This window comes from Streptomyces sp. 8L, assembly GCF_020176795.1.
Taxonomy (GTDB): domain Bacteria; phylum Actinomycetota; class Actinomycetes; order Streptomycetales; family Streptomycetaceae; genus Streptomyces.
Genome location: NZ_JAIUKE010000206.1, coordinates 1 through 21,460 on the forward strand (window position 1 = coordinate 1; position 21,460 = coordinate 21,460).

Consider the following 21,460-nt stretch of genomic DNA (forward strand, 5'->3'; position numbering starts at 1 on the left):
GGCCCGCGGGGGTTCTGTCCCCCCCCCCCAAAAATTTTGTGTTTTGGGGGGACGGGGCTCCCGGGTGGCAACCCCCTTTCCGCATATCCAGACCCATATATCCAGACCCATTCACCGGAACGCTTTTCCCCGGACCGGACTCGGTCAGGACTCGGACCCGTGGCCCGCCCGCTACGAAGGGCCGTCGCTCCCACCCCGTCGCTCTGCGCCTGTCACCCTCCAGGTAGGGTCAGGAGGCATTGTTGGCTCATTCCCACAGGAGGCCCCCGGGTGGAGGTCCAGGAGACCCGTGTACAGACGGACCGGGTACTCACCATCCCCAACATCCTCAGCATGGCCCGCCTGGTCGGCGTGCCGGTGTTCCTGTGGCTGATCCTCCGACCCGAGTTCGGACAGTCCAAGGCCGACGGCTGGGCGCTGCTGGTGCTGGCGTTCAGCGGTATCAGCGACTACCTCGACGGCAAGCTCGCCCGCCGCTGGAACCAGATCAGCAACCTGGGCAGGCTCCTCGACCCGGCCGCGGACCGGTTGTACATCCTTTCCACGCTGGTCGGGCTCACCTGGCGCGACATCCTGCCGCTGTGGCTGACAGCCGTCCTTTTGGCCCGGGAGCTCATGCTCCTCGTCATGGTGGGCATTCTCCGCCGGCACGGCTATCCGCCTCCCCAGGTGAACTTCCTCGGGAAGGCAGCTACCTTCAACTTGATGTATGCCTTCCCGCTGCTGTTGCTCAGTGACGGAAGTGGATGGCTAGCATCACTCGCCGAAGTTTTCGGATGGGCGTTCGCGGGATGGGGTACAACCCTCTATTGGTGGGCAGGGATTCTGTACGTGGTCCAGGTCCGCCGGCTAGTCAGCGCCGACGCGGTGACCGGCTGATCCCGTCACCGTGGCCTTGCACCGTCGCAGAGCCGCCCGCGCGCCTGATCCCAGGACCGGTCAGGCCTGACGGGTGAAGTCGGCGAGATCGTCTCTTCGAGGAGGACTCTTCCGACATGAAGGCCGTCGTAATGGCCGGTGGTGAAGGTACTCGGCTTCGCCCCATGACCTCCAGCATGCCCAAGCCGCTCCTGCCGGTCGCCAACCGGCCCATCATGGAGCACGTGCTGAGGTTGCTCAAGCGCCATGGGCTGACCGAGACCGTAGTGACCGTGCAGTTCCTCGCCTCGCTCGTCAAGAATTACTTCGGTGACGGTGAGGAACTCGGCATGGAGCTCACCTACGCCAATGAGGAGAAACCGCTCGGCACCGCCGGCAGCGTGAAGAACGCGGAGGCGGCCCTCAAGGATGACGCCTTCCTGGTGATCTCCGGTGACGCTCTCACCGATTTCGACCTCACCGACCTCATCGCCTTCCACAAGGAGAAGGGCGCGCTCGTCACGGTGTGCCTGACCCGTGTGCCGAACCCGCTGGAATTCGGCATCACCATCGTGGACGAGGAGGGCAAGGTCGAGCGGTTCCTGGAGAAGCCGACCTGGGGCCAGGTCTTCTCCGACACCGTCAACACCGGCATCTACGTGATGGAGCCGGAGGTCTTCGACTACGTCGAGGCCGACACCTCCGTGGACTGGTCCGGTGACGTCTTCCCCCAGCTCATGAAGGACGGCAAGAAGGTCTACGGCTACATCGCCGAGGGCTACTGGGAGGATGTCGGCACCCACGAGAGCTACCAGAAGGCGCAGGCCGACGTCCTGGAGGGCAAGGTCGACGTCGAGATCGAAGGATTCGAGATCTCGCCGGGTGTCTGGGTCGCGGAGGGCGCCGAAGTGCATCCGGACGCGGTCCTGCGCGGCCCCCTGTACATCGGCGACTACGCGAAGGTCGAAGCCGACGCGGAGATCCGGGAACACACCGTCATCGGGTCCAATGTGGTCGTCAAGGCCGGCGCCTTCCTCCACCGGTCGGTCGTCCACGACAATGTCTACATCGGGCCGCAGTGCAACCTCCGCGGCTGTGTGATCGGCAAGAACACCGACGTGATGCGCGCCGCGAGGATCGAGGACGGCGCCGTCATCGGCGACGAGTGCCTGGTCGGCGAGGAGTCGATCATCCAGGGCAACGTCCGTGTCTACCCCTTCAAGACGGTGGAGGCGGGCGCGTTCGTCAACACGTCGGTGATCTGGGAGTCCCGAGGACAGGCGAATCTGTTCGGGGCCCGCGGTGTGTCCGGCATCCTGAACGTGGAGATCACCCCGGAGCTCGCCGTACGGCTGGCCGGCGCGTACGCCACCACGCTGAAGAAGGGTTCCACGGTCACCACCGCACGTGACCACTCCCGTGGTGCCCGAGCCCTCAAGCGGGCCGTGATCTCGTCGCTCCAGTCGAGTGCCATCGACGTACGGGACCTGGAGAACGTGCCGCTGCCGGTGGCACGCCAGCAGACGGCCCGGGGCAGCGCGGGCGGCATCATGATCCGTACGACGCCGGGTGTGCCGGACTCGGTGGACATCATGTTCTTCGACGAGCGGGGCTCCGACCTCTCCCAGGCGGGGCAGCGCAAGCTCGACCGGGTGTATGCCCGCCAGGAGTACCGCAGGGCGTTCCCCGGCGAGATCGGGGACCTCCAGTTCCCCTCCAGCATCTTCGACTCGTACACGGGCGCCCTGCTGCGCAGCGTGGACACGACGGGGATCGCCGAGGCCAACCTGAAGGTCGTGGTCGACGCGTCCAACGGGAGCGCCGGCCTGGTGCTGCCCAGCCTGCTGGGCCGTCTCGGTGTCGACTCGCTGACGATCAACCCGGGCCTCGACGAGTCGCGGCCCACCGAGACACCCGAGTCCCGCAGGTCCGGTCTTGTGCGGCTGGGGGAGATCGTGGCCTCCGCCCGTGCCGCATTCGGTGTGCGCTTCGACCCCGTGGGCGAACGGCTCTCCCTCGTGGACGAGCGCGGCCGGATCATCGAGGACGACCGGGCCCTGCTGGTCCTGCTCGACCTGGTGGCCTCGGAGCGGCGCAGCGGCCGGGTCGCCCTGCCGGTCACGACGACACGCATCGCGGAGCAGGTCGCCGCGTACCACGGGACGCAGGTCGAGTGGACGACGACGTCGCCCGACGACCTGACCCGGGTGGGCCGCGAGGACACCACCATCTTCGGCGGTGACGGGCGCGGCGCGTTCCTCGTGCCGGAGTTCAGCAGCGTACTGGACGGCTCCGCGGCGTTCGTACGCCTCATCGGCCTGGTGGCGCGTACGCAGCTCACACTCAGCCAGATCGACGCGCGCATCCCGCGGGCGCACGTGCTGCGGCGCGACCTCGCCACGCCGTGGGCCGTCAAGGGCCTCGTGATGCGTACCGTCGTCGAGGCCGCGGGCGACCGGCAGGTCGACACCACGGACGGCGTACGGGTGGTCGAGGCCGACGGGCGCTGGGTGATGGTGCTGCCCGACCCGGCGGAAGCGGTGACGCACCTGTGGGCCGAGGGCCCGGACGACGCTTCCGCGCAGGCCCTGCTGGACGAGTGGTCCTCCATCGTGGACAGCGCCGGGCACTGACACCGCTGCCGGGAGTCCTCAGGACCTCGGGCCGGGCCACGTCCTCGGGCGTGGCCCGGTCGCTGTCCGGGGCCGTTTCGTCGGCGGTGGTGGCGACATGCGACGATGTGCGGCATGCCGCAGCAGTCCCCCACACGGAGCACCGACGCGGGGCGCGCACGCCCGGACGCGTCGATGTCGCTGCTGACCAACGTGATGGACCACAGCCTCGACGACGGATACGCCGAGGCCGCGGCCCGCGGGCGGTCGGGCGAGGCCGGGCTCCCGCGTACGCTGCGGGCGAAGCTGTGGCTCGGCGGAGGCCTCGTACTGGCCGCGCTGGTGGTCACGTTGGGGGCCGCGCAGACGCGGCACGCGGCGCCCGCGGTGGCGAAGGAACGCCAGGAGCTGATCGACCGGGTCGGCAGCGAGACGAAGCACGCGGACGCGCTGGAGAGCGACGTCGACGCCCTGCGCACGGACGTCGGCCGGCGCCAGCGCGCCGCGCTCAACCAACCCGGCTCGGACAGCGGCCAGTTGGTGTCGCTGCTGGCCGGTGCGAGCGACGTGCACGGTCCCGGTGTGAAGCTCGTCGTGGACGACGCGAAGGACACCGAGTCGGACGGCGGGGCCGGCCCCCGCGAGATCGAGGACTTCTCCGACACGGGCCGGGTGCGCGACCGCGACCTCCAGCGTGTCGTCAACGGCCTGTGGGCGTCCGGCGCCGAGGCGGTCTCCGTCAACGGACGCCGGCTCACGGCGCTTTCGGCCATCCGCGCCGCCGGTGACGCCATACTGGTCGACAACAGGCCGCTGGTGCCGCCGTACACGGTGCTCGCGGTGGGGGATGGCGCGAAGCTGGCGTCCGCGTTCCGCGGCAGCGCCGACGGCAGATATCTGGAGTCGCTGAAGAGCGACTTCGGCATCCGTACGTCCCTCTCCGCACAGGACGACGTACGGCTGCCCGCGGCGCCGAGCCTGATCGTAAGGACCGCGAAGCCGGTGCCGGCCACCGCGGCGGCCGGCGGCGGGGGCACACCGGCCGCCGCGGCGAAGACAGGGAAGAGTGGGAAGGGCACATCGTGATCGCCGTACTTGGCCTCGTCGTGGGAGTCGTGGTCGGACTGTTCGTCCGGCCCGAGGTGCCGGCGGTGGTCGAGCCCTACCTGCCGATCGCCGTCGTCGCCGCGCTCGACGCGGTCTTCGGCGGGCTGCGTGCCATGCTCGACGGCATCTTCGTCGACAAGGTCTTCGTCGTGTCGTTCCTGTCGAACGTCGTGGTCGCCGCGTTGATCGTCTTCCTCGGCGACAAGCTGGGCGTCGGCTCGCAGTTGTCCACCGGAGTCGTGGTCGTGCTCGGCATCAGGATCTTCTCCAACGCCGCGGCGATCCGCCGGCACGTCTTCCGGGCGTGACGGCGTGAGTACGCACAACACCCCGGTGGAACCGGGCAGTTCCGGGGACGGACCGGGCGAGGGCGCCGCCGCGCCGCGCCCCACGGGGCGGCAGCGGCTCGCGGCGGGACTGTGGCCGCCGCGCGCCACCCGGGCCCAGCTGACGGTGGCGGTGCTGCTGTTCGTCCTCGGCCTCGGGCTCGCCGTCCAGGTCAGGTCGCACAGCGACAGCGGCGCGCTGCGGGGCGCGCGTCAGGAGGATCTTGTCCGTATCCTCGATGAACTGGACAACCGCACCCAGCGTCTTGAGGACGAGAAGCAGGATCTCGTGGACCAGCGGACGGGACTTGAGAACAGTTCGGACCAGGCGGAGGAGGCCCGCAAGCAGACGCGTGAGAAGGAGCAGCAACTCGGCATCCTCGCCGGTACGACGGCGGCGGAGGGGCCCGGGATCACTCTGTCCGTGCACGACGCACGGCACACGGTGGCGGCCGACATGCTGCTCGACACGGTGCAGGAACTGCGGGCCGCGGGCGCGGAAGCCATCCAGGTGAACGGTGTCCGCGTGGTCGCGGACACCGACTTCACGGGAACGGAGGGCCACATCGAGGTGGACGGCAGGGCGGTCACTCAGCCGTACCGTTTCACCGCGATCGGCCGGCCCCAGGACCTGGAGCCCGCCCTCAACATCCCGGGCGGCGTGGTGCAGACATTGGAGAAGGAGCAGGCCACAGCCACAGTGACCGGCTCGGAGAAGGTCGTTGTGGACGCCTTGCGACCGGCGAAGCAGCCTGGCTACGCTCGGTCGTCCTCGCGGTGACGCGGGGGTGCATGGCGCCGGTGCCGCGCGGGCAAGAGGTTGCGGGGGGTCGACGCACGATCAACGTGATGTGTGGTGGAAACTGTTCGGTGCATACGGACGCTGTCAATATGTCCGGGTCGGCAGGCGTGTTCAGTGATATGTCGTCCTGCCCCACGGGCGGGTCTGTTTCGGTCAAGGGGAATCGCCCGTGAATTGGTTTGCGAAGTTGTTCGGCAAGAGGTCCCGCGAGGACGGCGGCAACGCCCGTCATCGTGCGGCACGCCAGGGTCAGAGTCAGGGTGAGGAGCAGGGCGGCGAGCGCCCCCTCTTCCGTGACCAGCTGGGCGGTGCGGCGGGCGGCCCCGGCGCGTCGTCTGTTGACCCTGCCGGGCAAGGCCGCATAGGTTTCGGGGAACCGTCAGCCTCAAGTACGAGTGGAGACTTTCCCACGGCCTCGTTCGCGACCGACCCACGGGCGGGGCAGCCACGGCAGGAGGACCCCGCCATGTCGGCCCTGGTTTGCACGAGATGTGGCCATCGGAATGCCGAGGCCAGCCGGTTCTGCTCGAACTGCGGCGCGCCGCTGCGGGCCGGCGCTCCGAGCGAGCGCCCCGCGGAGACGACGTCGACGATCTCGATCTCCGGCCTTGAGGCGTACGACCCGGAGAGCACGGGACAGACGCAGCTGCCCACGCTGAGCCCCGAGGCGCAGGCCGCCGTCGAGGCGCTGCCGTTCGGTTCCGCCCTGCTCATCGTGCGCCGGGGGCCCAACTCGGGCAGCCGCTTCCTGCTGGACGGCGAGCTGACGACGGCCGGCCGCCACCCGCAGAGCGACATCTTCCTCGACGACGTGACGGTCTCGCGTCGGCATGTGGAGTTCCGCAGGGGCGCGGACGGCCTGTTCACCGTCTCCGATGTGGGCAGCCTCAACGGCACCTACGTCAATCGTGAGCGGATCGACTCGGTCCTGCTGGCGAACGGCGACGAGGTCCAGATCGGCAAGTACCGACTGGTCTTCTACGCGAGCCAGCGGGGCGTGTGACCCCCGGAGAGACCATGTTGCGTACACCGAAGGGCGGTGCCGCCCGGGCCCCCCCCCCGGCGGCCGATCCGCTGGTGAGCATCGGAGCGGTGCTCGGGAGGCTGCGCGACGAGTTCCCCGAAGTCACCATCTCGAAGATCCGCTTCCTGGAGGCGGAGGGCCTGGTGGAGCCGCGCAGGACGCCCTCGGGCTACCGCAAGTTCAGCCCGCAGGACGTCGAGCGCCTGGCGCTGGTGCTGCGCATGCAGCGTGACCACTATCTTCCCCTGAAGGTCATCAAGGAGCATCTGGAGGCGCTCGGCCGCGGTGAGCACGTGGTGCTGCCGGGCCCCCAGCGGGACCGCAGGGACGGCTGGCCCGTCCCCGCGGAGCCCGCCGACGAGCAGCCGACGGCCGGCCGGGTCGGGCGCGCGGAGCTCCTCGCCGCCCTGGAGGTCGGCGAGGACGAGCTCTCGGAGTGGGAGTCCTACGGCCTGGTCGCCGCGCTGGAGGACGGCAGCTACGACGCGGACGCCGTCACCGTGGCGAGACTGGTGGCGGATCTCGGCCGATTCGGTCTCGAACCGCGTCATCTGCGGGTCATGAAGGCGGCCGCCGAACGGGAGGCCGGGCTGGTCGAGCAGGTCGTCGCGCCGCTGCGCCGGCACCGTAACCCGCAGACCAGAGCGCATGCGGAGGCCACCACGCGGGAGCTCGCCGGGCTGTCCGTACGACTGCACGCGGCGCTCGTGCGCACGGCGCTCGGTGGCCGGCTCCACTGATCGCGACGGTGCCCGACTACCCAAACCTGCCGGGCACGTCCTAGGGTTGCTGTGTGAACGAGCTCGACGTTGTGGGTGTCCGGGTGGAAATGCCCTCCAACCAGCCGATCGTGCTCCTGCGTGAAGTGGGAGGCGATCGGTACCTCCCCATCTGGATCGGACCGGGGGAGGCAACCGCCATCGCCTTCGCCCAGCAGGGCATGGCACCGGCAAGACCGCTGACGCACGACCTTTTCAAGGATGTCCTTGAGGCAGTGGGCCAGGAGCTCACGGAAGTGCGCATCACGGACCTCCGCGAAGGGGTCTTCTACGCGGAGCTGGTCTTCGCCAGCGGAGTCGAGGTGAGCGCGCGGCCGTCCGACGCCATAGCGCTCGCCCTGCGCACGGGAACGCCGATCTACGGCAGCGACGGTGTGCTCGACGACGCCGGAATCGCGATCCCCGACGAGCAGGAGGACGAGGTGGAGAAGTTCCGCGAGTTCCTCGACCAGATCTCACCGGAGGATTTCGGGACGAACAGCCAGTGAGGCGGAGAAGGGGGGGGCGGCCGCCCCCCGGGGGGGGGGGCCCCCCCCGCCCGGGGGGGGCGGGGGCGGGGGGGGGGGGGGCCCGGGGGGGGGGGGGGGCCCCCGCCCCCCCCCCCCCCCCCCCCCCCCCCCCCCCCCCCCCCGATCCGGAGACTTCCGGTACCGCGTCGGCGGCTATCATGCTGTGGCTCAGGCAATTCGAGCAGCTTTTCCCCGAAACGGGGCACGCCAAACCACCCTCAGGGTGATTATCACTCGGCGTGGCGAGTGCGGCGATCGTTGACGCACCCCGAGTGACTGCCTACCGTCGTGAAGGCAGGTCAAGGACGGAGGTCGGCGTGAGAAGCAGCGGCGACGGTACGGCGGCGAGTACGTACCGGCTTCACGGCAGTTCGGTCGACCCCACCCACGAGAGCGTGGGCTACCGGGGACCCACGGCCTGTGCGGCGGCGGGGATCACCTACCGCCAATTGGACTACTGGGCGCGCACCGGGCTCGTCGAGCCGAGCGTGCGGCCCGCCTACGGCTCCGGTACGCAGCGGCTGTACAGCTTCCGCGACGTGGTCGTCCTCAAGATCGTCAAGCGGTTCCTCGACACCGGTGTGGCCCTCCAGAACATCCGGGCCGCCGTCCAGCACCTGCGGGAGCGCGGCTTCAAGGATCTCGACCGGATGACGCTCATGTGCGACGGCGCGACCGTCCACGAGTGCACGTCGCCCGACGAGGTCGTCTCGCTGCTCCAGTGCGGTCAGGGGGTCTTCGGGATCGCCGTCGGCGTGGTGTGGCGGGACGTCGAGGCGGCGCTCTCGCAGCTGCACGGCGAGCGCGTCGACACCGGCGAGACGCTCGTCGGCAACAACCCGGCCGACGAGCTGGCGCGCAGGCGGCGCGACCGGGCCGTCTGACCGGCGGGCGCGCCCACCGGCCCACCCCGGCCACGGGCGCCGCCCGCACCCGCGCCGCGCGCCGGTGGGCGCGTTGTCAGACCCCTGCGGCAGCATCGAGGGTATGAGACGCGCGCCGACGATCCTCCACCTGGACATGGACGCGTTCTATGCCTCGGTGGAACAGGCGTCCAAGCCGAGCCTGCGGGGCAAGCCCGTCGTGGTCGGCGGGCTCGGGCCGCGGGGTGTCGTCGCGACCGCCTCGTACGAGGCACGGCGGTTCGGAGTCCACTCGGCGATGCCGATGGCGCAGGCCAGGCGGCTCGCGCCGAACGCGGCGTATCTGGTGCCGCGCTTCACCCTCTACCGCGCGATCAGCGGCCAGGTGATGGAGCTGCTGGGGCGGCTCTCACCGCTCGTCGAGCCGCTCAGCCTGGACGAGGCGTTCGTGGACCTGGAGGCCGGCGGGTCGGCCGGGGACAGCGCCTCCGCGCGGGCCGCGGGCGAGCGGCTGCGCGCGGACATCCGGGCGGTGACCGGCCTGTGCGGGTCCGTCGGCCTCGCGGGGTCCAAGATGCTCGCGAAGATCGGCTCGGAGGAGGCCAAGCCCGACGGCCTGGTGCTGATCGAGCCGGGCACGGAGCGCGACCTGCTGGGGCCCATGCCCGTCAGGACGCTGCCGGGTGTCGGCCCCGCGACGGGCGACCACCTGCGGCGGGCCGGCATGACGACCGTCGCGCACCTCGCGGAGGCGGGTGAGGACGAGCTCGTCCGCCTGGTCGGCAGGGCGCACGGCCTGTCGCTCTACCGGATGGCCCTCGGCCTCGACGAGCGGCCCGTGGTCTCCGACCGGGACGCGAAGTCCGTGTCCGTGGAGGACACCTTCGACGTCGACCTGCACGACCGGGTGCGGGTGCGGGCGGAGGTGGAGCGGCTGGCGGAGCGGTGTGTGCGGCGGCTGCGGGAGGCCGGCAGGTCGGGCAGGACGGTGGTGCTCAAGGTGCGCAGGTACGACTTCTCGACGCTGACCCGCTCGGAGACGCTGCGCGGTCCCACGGACGACGCCGCCGTGGTGCGGGAGGCGGCCGGGCGCCTGCTGGAGGCGGTGGACACGACGGGTGGCGTCCGGCTGCTGGGCGTGGGCGTGACGGGGCTCGCGGACTTCACGCAGGAGGACCTGTTCGCCCAGTCGGGTACGGGGGCCACGGAGGCGCCGCTTCCGCTGCCCGACGAGCCCGCGGCGGCCTCCGAGCGCGTGCCGCCGCCGGTGGGCCCTGCGGAGGCCTCGGAGACGGCACGGGGCGAGCGGCGGTTCCCGGCGGGCCACGATGTACGGCACGCGGTCCACGGGCCGGGCTGGGTGCAGGGCAGCGGGGCGCGCCGCGTCACCGTGCGCTTCGAGCAGCCGGGCTCCCCGGTGGGCCGGGTACGGACCTTCTGGCTGGACGATCCCGCGCTGGAGCTTTCGGACCCGCTGCCGCTGGTCCCGGAGGGCCGGTAGCGGCCGGTGGCGGCCCGGCGGCGGTGAGCGCCCCGGCTCGCGCCGCCGCCCCGCCGGACAGAGCCCCTCGTCCGGTGGTGCGGGCCCCTGACGTCGCACGGGCCCCTTACTTCGCAAGGGTCCCTGGTGTACGGCGAGCCCCTGGCGTACGACGGGCCCCTGGCGTGCGGCGGAGGCGGGTCGGTCGTGGCGTGACGCGGCGGGTCACTCGTCCTGGCCGGCGACCTTTCCGAAGTCCCGTTCGCGGTCCTTGTCCGAGCGCGACGCGGGGGCTTCCGGCCTGCCGGCGGCGGGAAGTTCGAGACCGTAGTGGTGGTAGAGCTGGAGTTCCTGCTCGGGCGAGAGGTGGCGGCCCACCCCGAAGTCCGGGGCGTCCTTGATGAGGGAGCGCTCGAAGGGGACGCGCAGGGTGTCCTTCTCCAGGGTGCTCGGCTCCAGCGGCACGAAGGCGTCCCTGCTGAACAGGCCCGTGCGGACGGCCGCCCACTCGGGTACGCCGGTTGCGTCGTCCAGGTACACCTCGTCCACCGTGCCGATCTTGTGTCCCGCACGGTCGAACGCCTTGCGGCCGATCAGACTGCGCGGATCGATGTCTGTCTCCACGGTCCCTCCAATTGGTCGCAATTCCCTGCAAATACTTCAGACACTACAAAAGGCCACATCGAGGGGCTCGTCCACTCGGGGGCCGGGGGAGCGGCCCCCGCAAAGACCCGTGTGTCCCGTCCCGGACCAGGTCAAGCGGCCGGAAATCGGCCTCAAGAGCTCCGCTGGTAGGCTGGCAGGCGGCTACTGACCCCGCGCGGGAGAGTCCTCCGGCACCCCGCCGGAGGCGCCGAAGGAGCAAATCCTCCCCGGAATCTCTCAGGCACCCGTACCGCACGGACGAGGTCACTCTGGAAAGCAGGACGGACGTCGACGGCATCCGTTCTCACCGACGGTGAAAACCGGACCGTGCCGAAGGCGGGCGACGAGCCGGTGAAGCTCTCAGGTCGTATGACAGAGGGGGAGGCCGTCCGGCACCACTGCCGAGTGGCGCCCCACGCAGGTCGCGTCGACCAGGAGGCCTCCGCACATGACCGCCCACCGCATGACGCTCGCACAGCTGGAGCGCGGCATCCCCTTCGAGCAGCGCCACATCGGCCCCGACGCAGGGGCCCAGGCCAAGATGCTCGCGCAGGTCGGCTACGGCTCGCTGGACGAGCTGACCGCCGCCGCCGTCCCCGATGTCATCAAGAGCGCCGAGGCGCTGAACCTGCCGGAGGCCCGTACCGAGGCGGAGGTCCTCGCCGAACTGCGCTCGCTCGCCGACCGCAACCAGGTGCTGGCGCCGATGATCGGCCTCGGCTACTACGGCACCTACACACCGCCGGTGATCCTGCGCAACGTGCTGGAGAACCCGGCCTGGTACACCGCGTACACCCCGTACCAGCCGGAGATCTCGCAGGGCCGTCTTGAGGCGCTGCTCAACTTCCAGACCGTCGTGGCGGAGCTGACGGGGCTGCCCACCTCCGGTGCCTCCCTGCTGGACGAGGGCACGGCGGCGGCCGAGGCCATGGCGCTGGCACGGCGCGTCGGCAAGGTCAAGAAGGGCGTCTTCCTGGTCGACGCCGACGCCCTGCCGCAGACCGTCGCGGTCATCCGCACCCGTGCGGAGCCGGCCGGCGTCGAGGTCGTCGTCGCCGACCTCGGCGACGGCATCCCCGCCGATGTCGCGGAGCGCGGTGTGTTCGGCGTTCTCCTCCAGTACCCGGGCGCCTCGGGCGCCGTGCGCGACCTGCGTCCCGTCATCGAGCGGGCGCACGAGCTCGGCGCGATCGTCACCGTCGCCGCCGACCTGCTGGCCCTCACCCTGCTCACCCCGCCCGGCGAGCTGGGCGCGGACATCGCGGTGGGCACCACCCAGCGCTTCGGCGTTCCCATGGGCTTCGGCGGTCCGCACGCCGGCTACATGGCCGTCCGCGAGAAGTTCGCGCGCAGCCTGCCGGGGCGCCTCGTCGGCGTCTCGGTGGACGCCGACGGCAACAAGGCGTACCGCCTCGCACTCCAGACCCGTGAGCAGCACATCCGCCGGGAGAAGGCCACCAGCAACATCTGCACCGCGCAGGTGCTGCTCGCCGTCATGGCCGGGATGTACGCCGTCTACCACGGGCCCGACGGGCTGCGGGACATCGCGCGGCGCACCCACCGGTACGCGTCCGTCCTCGCCGCGGGCCTGCGCGCGGGCGGCGTGGAGGCCACCGAGGACGCGTACTTCGACACCCTCACCCTCAGCGTGCCGGGCCGGGCCGCCGACATCGTGGCCGGGGCCCGGGAGGGCGGCGTCAACCTGCGGCTGGTCGACGCCGACCATGTCTCCGTCGCCTGCGACGAGACCACGGGGCGCGCCCAGCTCACCGCCGTGTGGGCCGCCTTCGGCGTGCAGGGCGACATCGAGGCGCTCGACGCCGAGGCCGTCGACGCGCTGCCGGCCGGTCTGCTGCGCGGCGACGACTACCTGACGCACCCGGTCTTCCACAGCCACCGCTCCGAGACGGCCATGCTGCGCTACCTGCGCCGCCTGTCCGACCGGGACTACGCGCTCGACCGCGGCATGATCCCGCTCGGCTCCTGCACGATGAAGCTGAACGGCACCACCGAGATGGAGCCGGTCACCTGGCCGGAGTTCGGGGCGCTGCACCCGTTCGCGCCCGCCGAGCAGGCGCAGGGCTACCTCACCCTCATCCGTGAGCTGGAGGAGCGCCTCGCCGAGGTCACCGGCTACGACGCCGTCTCCCTCCAGCCCAACGCCGGTTCGCAGGGCGAGCTCGCGGGTCTCCTCGCGGTGCGCGCCTACCACCGCGCCAACGGCGACACCGGCCGTACGGTCTGCCTGATCCCTTCGTCCGCGCACGGCACCAACGCGGCCAGCGCGGTGATGGCGGGCATGAAGGTCGTCGTCGTGAAGACCAGCGAGTCGGGCGACGTCGACGTGGACGACCTGCACGCGAAGATCGAACAGTACGGTTCCGAGCTGGCCGTCCTCATGGTCACCTACCCTTCCACCCACGGTGTGTTCGAGGAGCAGATCGGCGACATCTGCGCGACCGTGCACGACGCGGGCGGCCAGGTGTACGTGGACGGCGCCAACCTCAACGCGCTGGTGGGCCTCGCGAAGCCGGGCCGCTTCGGGTCCGACGTGTCGCACCTGAACCTGCACAAGACGTTCTGCATCCCGCACGGCGGCGGCGGCCCCGGCGTCGGCCCGATCGGAGTGCGGGCGCACCTCGCGCCGTACCTGCCGAACCACCCGCTCCAGCCCGCGGCCGGTCCCGAGACGGGGGTCGGCCCGATCTCGGCCGCGCCGTTCGGCTCGGCGGGCATCCTCCCGATCTCCTGGGCGTACGTGCGCCTGATGGGCGGCGAGGGCCTCGCGCGCGCCACCCAGGTCGCGGTGCTCGCGGCGAACTACATCGCCAAGCGCCTTGAGCCGCACTACCCGGTGCTCTACACCGGCCCCGCCGGGCTGGTCGCACACGAGTGCATCGTCGACCTGCGGCCGCTGACCAAGGCGACCGGCGTCAGTGTCGACGACATCGCGAAGCGCTTGATCGACTACGGGTTCCACGCGCCGACCATGTCGTTCCCGGTCGCGGGGACGCTGATGATCGAGCCGACCGAGAGCGAGGACCTGAGGGAGCTCGACCGGTTCTGCGAGGCGATGATCGCGATCCGGGCGGAGATCGAGAAGGTCGCGTCCGGCGAGTGGAGCGCGGACGACAACCCGCTGCGCAACGCGCCGCACACGGCGGCCGTACTCGGTGGCGAGTGGGCGCACCCGTACAGCCGTGACGTCGCGGTCTTCCCGCCCGGTGTCTCGGCGGCGGACAAGTACTGGCCGCCGGTGCGCCGCATCGACGGCGCCTTCGGCGACCGCAACCTGGTGTGCTCCTGCCCTCCGCTCGACGCGTACGAGAACTGAGCGGACCGCCGCTGCCCCGGCACCGGGCGTCCCGGCCGCCCGGACGTCCGGGGCGGGCCGCCGGGGCCGGGATCAGGCCGCGGCGGTGACCCGGTCGCCGCGGGGCGCGCGGTGCGGACCGATGATCTGCCCGTCCGGCAGCAGCTCACCCGTGTCCTCGAACAGGACGACGCCGTTGCAGAGCAGACTCCATCCCTGCTCCGGGCGGCTCACCACCGGACGGGCGGCCTCGCGGTCGGCGGAGTCGGCTGTCGGACAGACTGGCTGGTGCTGGCACATGGGCGGATTCTCTCGCTGCGAGGTGGAGACTGCCGTGTTCCGGGGGTGCGTGTCCCGGGTTGTCATGCGTGGACGATCCCCGCGCGGGGACCGCGCGGCGCCCGGTGTCGAGCGCTGTACGGGCTGCGGGACCGCCCCCGTCTGTGTGGTCAGGACCCAGTGTCACCCCGCGCGAGGCAACGGCGGGGATTTCGCCGCAGCACGTTGTCCTCGGCCGGGACACGCTCACCCGGTCGGCCGGTTCCGCCCAACTCGGCATTCTCCGAGGACGGTTGGCGGACCGTAGACGAAGCGCCCGGGCGAATACGCCGCGGACGGGCGGCGCCACCGTCGTCCCGGTGCCGACACGGGTACGCGAAGCGCCCCCCGGCCGGTGGGCCGGAGGGCGCCGCTGAGCCGCTGCGTCCGGGATCAGACGGGGGTGCGCAGGAGAGGCGCGGGAGCGAGCCGCAGACCGATCACCGGAAGCAGTTCAGCCGCGCGGTGCGGCCGGTGCGCGGCGAACCCGGGGGGCGCGGGCGCGAGCGGCACCAGCAGGTCGCCCGGGGCCACGGCGCCGGTGGCCGGGTCGGCCTCCGGGTCGCCGTGCAGCCACAGCATCAGCATGTACAGCCCCGGTACGGAGAGCAGCCGCGGCTGGTACGGGGTTCCCAGCACCTCGGCCTGGCGCAGGGCCCGCTCCGTCGCCGTCACGTACGGCCCCTCGAAGAACCGGGAGAACGCCCAGCCGTCGGGGGTGAGCATCGTGTCGGCGGCGGCGACCAGCCGGTCCCCGGCGCGGATCGTGAAGCGCCACCCGGTCAGCCGCGTGTGCGGGGCGGTGTCCGCACCGTCGAGCAGGGCCGGTGCCGCGAGCACCTCGGGGTCGTCGAGCACATGGACGGGAAGCGGGAGTTCGGGGCTCAGCGGTCCCTGCGCGGACCGGAGGGCCGGGGTCGGGGCCTCTCGAACGGCGGTGGGGGAGCCGAGAGCGGTGAGAATGCTGCGCAGGGCGGGTGCGGGTACTGGAGGGACATGCAGCGGCATGGTGGGTTGCCTCTCGCTCAGGAGACAGGGTGCAGCGCGGGTGCGAAGGAGGTGCGGACGGCTCTGTCGGCGTGCGGGCTCGGAAACGCGCTCCGGGGCCTGGGACCTTGCGCCCGCTTTCCACCTCGTCCGCGAAGTTTATACGACGCGTGTTCACACGATGTTTCTGCTAGCTGTCGTGACTATTGCGGGCAAGCCACTATTCGGCCGTTCCTCCGCGGTGATTTGCTGGAAGGATTATGAGCGCACCGCTTCCGGCCTGCGGTGATCCGGCTCCGCCGGACGGCCGAAACATGTACCGCGATTTCGCGCGGCATTGCGTACCCTACGGCTCCGCCATGCCCGTGCCCTATGCGGCGGGCACATGCTCGCACCCGTACCGCCACGCGCGCCGCCGCGGTTTCCGGAGCGACCGGAGCAATGAGCGCCGTTGCATCCGTCCGTGCATACGCCGATGCATGCCTATGCTAACGAGCCCAGGCGTATGCCAGAAGGGCGCCTCGCCGAGGCGGCCGCCCGGCCGCTCGGTGGCCCGTCCCGGAGGCCGCCTCCCGCGGCGGCTTCGGGCGCGTTAGGGATCAGCGCGCGCGGGCATTATCGAGCGAGACGCGCGCACCGCCGGGGGGCCGTCCACGCCGAGGAGGACAGGTCGATGGGTGAGAAGGTCGACGCGGACGGCTTTGACCTGGCCGGCCGCGAGCAGTACCGCAAGAGGCTGCGGCAGTGTCTCTCGGTGCTCGGGAGGCTGCTCGCCGAGAAACGCTTCGACAAGCCCAGGAATCTGATCGGTCTGGAGATCGAGCTGAATCTGGCCGGCGCCGACGGCCTGCCCAGGATGATGAACCACGAGGTGCTCGGCCGCATCGCGAGTCGCGATTTCCAGACCGAGCTCGGCATGTTCAACCTCGAAGTCAATATCGCACCGCACCGTCTGGACGGCCGCGTTCTCGATCAGCTCGCGGAGGAGCTGCGCGCGGGCCTCGGATATGCCCACCGCAAAGCGCAGGAGGTCGACGCCGGGATCGTGATGGTGGGAATTCTGCCCACGCTCGCGCACCGCGACGTCGGATCGGGAAGCCTCTCCGCCGTCGACCGCTACACACTTCTCAACGACCAGATGAGGGCCGCGCGCGGCGAGGACTTCCTCCTCGACATCGAGGGGGCCGAACGGCTGGTGGCCACCTCTCCCTCGATTACCCCCGAGGCCGCGTGCACGTCGGTGCAGTTGCATCTCCAGGTCACGCAGGAACGGTTCGCCGATGTGTGGAACGCGGCGCAGGCGGTGGCGGCCGTGCAGATCGCACTCGGCGCCAACGCGCCCTTCCTCTTCGGCAAGCAGCTCTGGCACGAGTCGAGGCCACCGCTGTTCGAGCAGGCCACCGACGTACGGCCGCCCGAACTCCAGGTCCAGGGCGTGCGGCCGAGGACCTGGTTCGGCGAACGCTGGATCGACTCGCCCTACGACCTCTTCGCGGAGAACCTGCGCTACTTCCTGCCGCTCCTGCCGATCATGTCCGACGAGGACCCGCAGAAGGTCCTCGACGACGGGGGAGTGCCCGCACTCCAGGAACTCGCCCTGCACAACGGCACCGTCTACCGCTGGAACCGGCCGGTGTACGAGGTCTCGGACGGCGTGCCGCACCTGCGCGTGGAGAACCGGGTGCTGCCCGCGGGTCCCACGGTCACCGACGTGATCGCCAACGCCGCGTTCTACTACGGGCTGGTCCGCGCGCTCGCCGAGGACAGCCACCCCGTCTGGCGCCGGATGCCGTTCTCCGTCGCGGCGCGGAACTTCGAGACGGCCTGCCGGGGCGGCATCGGGGCCGAGCTGCGCTGGCCGCGGCACGGCAGGTCGTCAGGGCTCGTCGCCCGCCCCGTCGTGGACCTCGTACGTGACGAACTGCTGCCGCTCGCGGCGGCCGGGCTCGACGCGTGGAACATCGAACCGGCCGACCGCGACCTCTACCTCGGCGTCATCGAGGAGCGGTGCGAGCGCCGGACGAACGGGGCGTCCTGGCAGATCGGCACGTTCCACCGCGCGCTGGACGCGGGCCTGGAGCGGGACGCCGCACTCGCCGCGACCACGCGCAGGTACTGCGAGCTGATGCACCACGGCAGCCCGGTGCACACCTGGCCGGTGGGCTTCCCCGGCCCCGAGGAGTCGGGGCGGCTGCCCACGGGGTAGGACGCGGCGCGCAGGAGGCCACGGGTCCGGGGGCGGCGTTACGGATGGCTGCCGCGGCCGCGGGCCCATGCGAACCACGGCGGCGGCGGCCCGGACGCGGCGGCGGGCCGTCGGCCGCCGCTCGTCGCATGGCGGGGGCGGCCGGGTCGCGGGGCCGGTTGCACAGCCGGCGGGCGTAACTTGTGCACGTCGGCCGCGCGCGCCGACCATGACGCGTACCCGTGGAGGCCGGAGTGCAGGTGGAGGCAGGGCCCGTGACCGATTCCCGCCCCGGAGAGACGACGATCCCGGCTCTGTCCCGCGCGGCGCTGCGGACCGAGACCCTGATCGTGCTCGCGCTGTCCCTCGGTGCGAGCGGGGTGTCCGCGCTCATCAGCTTCGTCGGCTCGGTCACCAAGGGCGGTTCGCTCAAGCACCAGGCCGCCAACCTGAACGCGTCGGCCGCGCCGGGCCGGCCGTGGCTCGACCTCACCTGGCAGCTGTTCGACATCGCCACCGCCCTCGTACCGGTGGTACTCGTCGCGTATCTGCTCTTCCGTGAGGGCAGCAGCCTGCGGACGATCGGTTTCGACCGGCGCAAGCCCCTGTTCGACCTGGGGTGGGGCGCCGCGATCGCCGCCTGCGTGGGCGGTGTCGGCATCGTCTTCTACCTCTTCGCGCAGGGCTCGGGCGCCAACCTCACGGTGGTGCCCGAGTCGCTGCCCGACGTGTGGTGGAAATACCCGGTGCTGGTGGTGTCCGCGGTGCAGAACGCGATCCTCGAAGAGGTCGTCGTGGTCGGCTACCTGCTCCGGCGGCTCGACCGGCTGGGCTGGACCCCGATGGCAGCGCTCGCCGGCAGCGCCCTGCTGCGCGGCTCCTACCACCTCTACCAGGGGCTCGGCGGCTTCGTCGGCAACATGGTCATGGGCATCGTGTTCGTGCTCCTCTACCGCAGGTGGGGCCGGGTCGGGCCGCTGGTCGTCGCGCACTCCCTGATGGACATCGGCGCCTTCGTCGGGTACGCGGTGCTGGCCGGGCACGTCAGCTGGCTGCCCACGATCTGAACAGCCGCCCGGGCCCGGCCGGCGTCCGGCCTCACACGACGGCCGGCGGCTCGGGGAGCAGCTCGCCGTCGATCACCGTGACCGCCGTACCCGTCAGGAGCGTACGGTCGCCGCGCAGGAGCGTACGCACCAGTCCGCCGCGCGCGGAGGCCTGGTAGCCCGTCAGTTCGCTCCGGCCGAGGCGGGCCGACCAGAACGGGGCCAGCGCCGTGTGCGCGCTGCCCGTGACCGGGTCCTCCGTGACGCCGACCCCGGGGAAGAAGGCGCGCGACACGAAGTCGTGGTCCCCGCCCGGTGCCCCGGCTGCGGTGACGATCACGCCCCGGTCGGACAGCCGCGCCAGCGCGTCGTGGTCCGGCGCCAGCTCCCGTACGGTCCGCTCGTCGGCCAGCTCGACCAGCAGGTCCCCGATGCGCTCCGACGTGTCGTGCACCGACAGCGGCTCGGCGCCGAGCGCCTTCGCCGTACCGCCGGGCGCGGGGACGGGGATCAGCTCGGAGGTGGGGAAGTCGAGGGTCAGGGAGCCGTCCTCGTGCGCGTCCGAGGTCAGCACACCGGAGCGGGTCGCGAACCGTACGAGCCCGGCGGCCCGGCCCGTGGTGCGCAGGACGTGCGCTGTGGCCAGAGTGGCATGACCGCACAGGGACACCTCGGTGGCCGGTGTGAACCAGCGCAGGGCCCAGTCGGCTGAGCCGCCGGCCGGCAGGGGATGGGCGAACGCGGTCTCCGACAGGTTCACTTCGGCGGCCACCTGCCCCAGCCAGGCCTCGGAGGGGAAGTGGTCGGAGTCCAGCAGCAGCACACCGGCCGGGTTGCCCCGGAAGGCGCGGTCGGTGAAGGCGTCGACGATTCGGATACGCATGGCCTCGACCGTAGAGGGCGGTTGCGCGACGTGGCCAGCGCCGATCGGAAGCGGGTGGCTCCTCCGCCCCTCGATGTCCCCGCGCGGGATGCGCCGCGCCGCTTCGAAGGCGCCGCGGGCACACGGTTCTTGGCGGTACTGCGGCGTCCTCGTGGAGGCCGTCCGGGGTCTGGCAGCATCACGGGGGTGACTACGGGGGAAGAGGCGGAGCGGAGCTTCGCCGTCCGCGAGGGCTACGCGATGTACCGGGGGCCGTCGCCGGGAGGCGCCTGTCACGGCCACGCCGCCTTCCAGATCGCCATCGCTCTCCAGGGCGAGGTGGCCATGGTGGACGCCGCCGGGATCAGGCACCGCGCCGAGGCGCTCGTCGTGCCGCCGCTGGCCCGGCACCGGATGCTCGCCACCGCGGGCCTGCTCACCTTCTACATCGAGCCGCAGTGCGCGTTCGCGGACCGGCTGCGCGAGTACGGTGGCGCCGGCCTCGTCGCGGCCCCTGAGCTGCGCGCCCTGGACGAGGCGGAGGTCCGTCGCGCCGTGGCGCCCCCTTCCCGCGAGCTGGACCCGCGGCTGCTCGCGGCGATGGGCACGCTGGCGGGCCGGCCGATCCCGATGCCGGAACTGGCCGCGGGCGTGGGCCTGTCCCCGCAGCGCCTGCGCGCCCTGGCGCGGCACCAGCTGGGCATGCCTCTGCCGCGCCTGCGTGTCTGGCTGCGGCTGCGCCGCGCGGTCGAGGCGCTGCGCCAGGGCCAGTCGCTTGCCGAGGCCGCGGCCACCAGCGGTTTCGCGGACCAGGCCCACTTCACCCGGCAGATGGGCGCGATGATGGGGCTCACACCCGCGGCCGTGCTGCCCGCGCTCCGCCCGTCAGTCCCGGCGCGCGACGTAGACCGAGATCGAACCGCTGAGCGTTGAGACGACCTCGGCCTCGCGCACGTCGCGGAACCCGGCCTCGGACATCAATCGGGGCAGGACGCCGTCGGCGTTCGGCCGGGTGTCGGCTGCGCCGTCCGCGAGCTGTATGAGGCGGAAGGCCAGGCGCATCCGCCGGTTGCGTTGCAGCCCGTAGTCGGCGACCACGAGCCGCCCGCCGGGACGCAGCACCGCGCGCATCGCGCCGAGGACCGACTGCTTCATGGGCAGTGGGCACTGGTGGAGGACGAGGCTGGAGACCGCGGTGTCCACAGGACCGACGTCCCCGAGGATGTCCGGCAGCGCGTCGCCCATGCCGGTCCGCCACTCGACCGCGGTGTCGGCCAGGCCGGCCTTGCGGCGCGCGAGCGCCAGCACCTCGGGGTCGGGGTCGACGCCGATGACGCGCGCACGCGGCTCGACGCGGTGCAGGAACAGCGCCAGTGAGCCGGTGCCGCAGCCCACATCGACGATCACATCATCGGGCCTGGGGGCCGCGTACGTGACGAGCAGGCTGCGCCACAGCCGCTCGCGCATCAGGGAGGCCACCGGGTCGTAGAGGCGTGTGGGCGCGAAGCGGCCCATGGCAGGCGTGAAAGGTGCTTGTTCCGTCATGCGGGCAGCCTCGGACGCGCGCCGCCCCCCGGTCTTGAACGAACCGCTCGCACGCCGGTACGCGACCGCGGCGCTGTCGTCGGCGGATCGCACCGCGCCGGAGGGCCCGGTCCGTGTCCGGACCACGAGCCGCCCGCCGGGACGCAGCACCGCGCGCATCGCGCCGAGGACCGACTGCTTCATGGGCAGTGGGCACTGG

General features: G+C 71.6%; 19 protein-coding genes and 1 riboswitch. Of the genes, 14 read left to right on the forward strand and 5 right to left on the reverse strand.

Annotated elements, in window-relative coordinates; genetic code table 11:
- The first annotated feature begins 270 nt into the window (after window positions 1–270).
- The 10 genes from LCE31_RS18435 (at window position 271) to LCE31_RS18480 (ending at window position 10,381) form a co-directional block, all read left to right on the forward strand.
- Entirely contained in the window at window positions 271–879 is a 609-nt protein-coding gene (locus tag LCE31_RS18435; RefSeq protein WP_225015512.1) for a CDP-alcohol phosphatidyltransferase family protein, read from the forward strand.
- 116 nt (window positions 880–995) lie between these two features.
- The gene (locus LCE31_RS18440) at window positions 996–3,491 is read left to right on the forward strand and encodes a mannose-1-phosphate guanyltransferase (RefSeq protein ID WP_225015514.1); all 2,496 of its coding nucleotides are present in this window, start codon (window positions 996–998) and stop codon (window positions 3,489–3,491) included.
- Window positions 3,492–3,596: 105 nt separating this feature from the next.
- Window positions 3,597–4,556, forward strand: a complete 960-nt coding sequence (locus tag LCE31_RS18445; RefSeq protein WP_225015516.1) for a DUF881 domain-containing protein — start codon at window positions 3,597–3,599, stop codon at window positions 4,554–4,556.
- Window positions 4,553–4,885, forward strand: coding sequence for a small basic family protein (locus tag LCE31_RS18450; RefSeq protein ID WP_225015518.1), 333 nt, complete (start codon window positions 4,553–4,555; stop codon window positions 4,883–4,885). Before LCE31_RS18445 ends, LCE31_RS18450 begins: the two co-directional genes overlap by 4 nt.
- Window positions 4,886–4,910: 25 nt before the next feature.
- On the forward strand, window positions 4,911–5,684 hold the full coding sequence (locus tag LCE31_RS18455; RefSeq protein WP_225015540.1) for a DUF881 domain-containing protein: 774 nt from the start codon (window positions 4,911–4,913) through the stop codon (window positions 5,682–5,684).
- A 148-nt stretch (window positions 5,685–5,832) separates the two neighbouring features.
- Window positions 5,833–6,708, forward strand: a complete 876-nt coding sequence (locus LCE31_RS18460; protein WP_225015542.1) for an FHA domain-containing protein — start codon at window positions 5,833–5,835, stop codon at window positions 6,706–6,708.
- A 14-nt stretch (window positions 6,709–6,722) separates the two neighbouring features.
- Complete coding sequence (gene ftsR / locus LCE31_RS18465) at window positions 6,723–7,469, forward strand: transcriptional regulator FtsR (protein ID WP_225015520.1); 747 nt, start codon at window positions 6,723–6,725, stop codon at window positions 7,467–7,469.
- A gap of 53 nt (window positions 7,470–7,522) precedes the next feature.
- A complete protein-coding gene (locus tag LCE31_RS18470) occupies window positions 7,523–7,996 on the forward strand; it encodes a bifunctional nuclease family protein (protein WP_006123076.1) in 474 nt (157 codons plus the stop codon).
- A gap of 338 nt (window positions 7,997–8,334) precedes the next feature.
- A complete protein-coding gene (locus tag LCE31_RS18475; RefSeq protein ID WP_374118494.1) occupies window positions 8,335–8,901 on the forward strand; it encodes a MerR family transcriptional regulator in 567 nt (188 codons plus the stop codon).
- Between the two features lie 103 nt (window positions 8,902–9,004).
- Window positions 9,005–10,381 (forward strand): DNA polymerase IV, encoded by a 1,377-nt coding sequence (locus LCE31_RS18480; protein WP_225015522.1) that lies wholly within the window; start codon window positions 9,005–9,007, stop codon window positions 10,379–10,381.
- Between the two features lie 204 nt (window positions 10,382–10,585).
- On the opposite strand, the gene LCE31_RS18485 is transcribed toward LCE31_RS18480, so the two are convergent.
- Window positions 10,586–10,984 (reverse strand): PRC-barrel domain-containing protein, encoded by a 399-nt coding sequence (locus LCE31_RS18485; protein WP_374118495.1) that lies wholly within the window; start codon window positions 10,982–10,984, stop codon window positions 10,586–10,588.
- Window positions 10,985–11,171: 187 nt separating this feature from the next.
- Window positions 11,172–11,268, forward strand: a riboswitch (glycine riboswitch).
- Between the two features lie 185 nt (window positions 11,269–11,453).
- Between LCE31_RS18485 and gcvP the strand changes: the two genes are divergently transcribed.
- The gene (gene gcvP / locus LCE31_RS18490; RefSeq protein WP_225015524.1) at window positions 11,454–14,339 is read left to right on the forward strand and encodes an aminomethyl-transferring glycine dehydrogenase; all 2,886 of its coding nucleotides are present in this window, start codon (window positions 11,454–11,456) and stop codon (window positions 14,337–14,339) included.
- A gap of 72 nt (window positions 14,340–14,411) precedes the next feature.
- On the opposite strand, the gene LCE31_RS18495 is transcribed toward gcvP, so the two are convergent.
- Both LCE31_RS18495 and LCE31_RS18500 read right to left on the reverse strand, forming a co-directional pair.
- On the reverse strand, window positions 14,412–14,618 hold the full coding sequence (locus LCE31_RS18495) for a DUF5999 family protein (protein ID WP_225015526.1): 207 nt from the start codon (window positions 14,616–14,618) through the stop codon (window positions 14,412–14,414).
- 411 nt (window positions 14,619–15,029) lie between these two features.
- Window positions 15,030–15,644, reverse strand: coding sequence for a hypothetical protein (locus tag LCE31_RS18500; RefSeq protein ID WP_225015528.1), 615 nt, complete (start codon window positions 15,642–15,644; stop codon window positions 15,030–15,032).
- A 652-nt stretch (window positions 15,645–16,296) separates the two neighbouring features.
- On the opposite strand from LCE31_RS18500, the gene LCE31_RS18505 reads away from it, so the two are divergent.
- A complete protein-coding gene (locus tag LCE31_RS18505; protein ID WP_225015530.1) occupies window positions 16,297–17,829 on the forward strand; it encodes a glutamate-cysteine ligase family protein in 1,533 nt (510 codons plus the stop codon).
- Between the two features lie 233 nt (window positions 17,830–18,062).
- The gene (locus tag LCE31_RS18510; RefSeq protein ID WP_225015532.1) at window positions 18,063–18,875 is read left to right on the forward strand and encodes a CPBP family intramembrane glutamic endopeptidase; all 813 of its coding nucleotides are present in this window, start codon (window positions 18,063–18,065) and stop codon (window positions 18,873–18,875) included.
- Between the two features lie 31 nt (window positions 18,876–18,906).
- On the opposite strand, the gene LCE31_RS18515 is transcribed toward LCE31_RS18510, so the two are convergent.
- Window positions 18,907–19,737: a PhzF family phenazine biosynthesis protein gene (locus tag LCE31_RS18515; protein ID WP_225015534.1), complete on the reverse strand. Its 831-nt coding sequence runs from the start codon at window positions 19,735–19,737 to the stop codon at window positions 18,907–18,909.
- 186 nt (window positions 19,738–19,923) lie between these two features.
- Here LCE31_RS18515 and LCE31_RS18520 point away from each other — a divergent pair, with 186 nt between their 5' ends.
- Complete coding sequence (locus tag LCE31_RS18520; protein ID WP_225015536.1) at window positions 19,924–20,649, forward strand: helix-turn-helix domain-containing protein; 726 nt, start codon at window positions 19,924–19,926, stop codon at window positions 20,647–20,649.
- Here the strand turns inward: LCE31_RS18520 and LCE31_RS18525 are convergent.
- A partial coding sequence (locus LCE31_RS18525) for a class I SAM-dependent methyltransferase (protein WP_225015539.1) occupies window positions 20,602–21,460 on the reverse strand: 859 nt, incomplete at its 5' end. The two genes, LCE31_RS18520 and LCE31_RS18525, sit on opposite strands and share 48 nt — an antisense overlap.

Coding starts and splice junctions, on each gene's coding strand:
- LCE31_RS18440 (WP_225015514.1), top strand. CDS start 996: ATGAAGGCCGTCGTAATGGCCGGTGGTGAAGGTACTCGGCTTCGCCCC.
- LCE31_RS18445 (WP_225015516.1), top strand. CDS start 3,597: ATGTGCGGCATGCCGCAGCAGTCCCCCACACGGAGCACCGACGCGGGG.
- ftsR (WP_225015520.1), top strand. CDS start 6,723: ATGTTGCGTACACCGAAGGGCGGTGCCGCCCGGGCCCCCCCCCCGGCG.
- LCE31_RS18480 (WP_225015522.1), top strand. CDS start 9,005: ATGAGACGCGCGCCGACGATCCTCCACCTGGACATGGACGCGTTCTAT.
- gcvP (WP_225015524.1), top strand. CDS start 11,454: ATGACCGCCCACCGCATGACGCTCGCACAGCTGGAGCGCGGCATCCCC.
- LCE31_RS18495 (WP_225015526.1), bottom strand. CDS start 14,618: ATGTGCCAGCACCAGCCAGTCTGTCCGACAGCCGACTCCGCCGACCGC.
- LCE31_RS18500 (WP_225015528.1), bottom strand. CDS start 15,644: ATGCCGCTGCATGTCCCTCCAGTACCCGCACCCGCCCTGCGCAGCATT.
- LCE31_RS18505 (WP_225015530.1), top strand. CDS start 16,297: ATGGGTGAGAAGGTCGACGCGGACGGCTTTGACCTGGCCGGCCGCGAG.
- LCE31_RS18515 (WP_225015534.1), bottom strand. CDS start 19,737: ATGCGTATCCGAATCGTCGACGCCTTCACCGACCGCGCCTTCCGGGGC.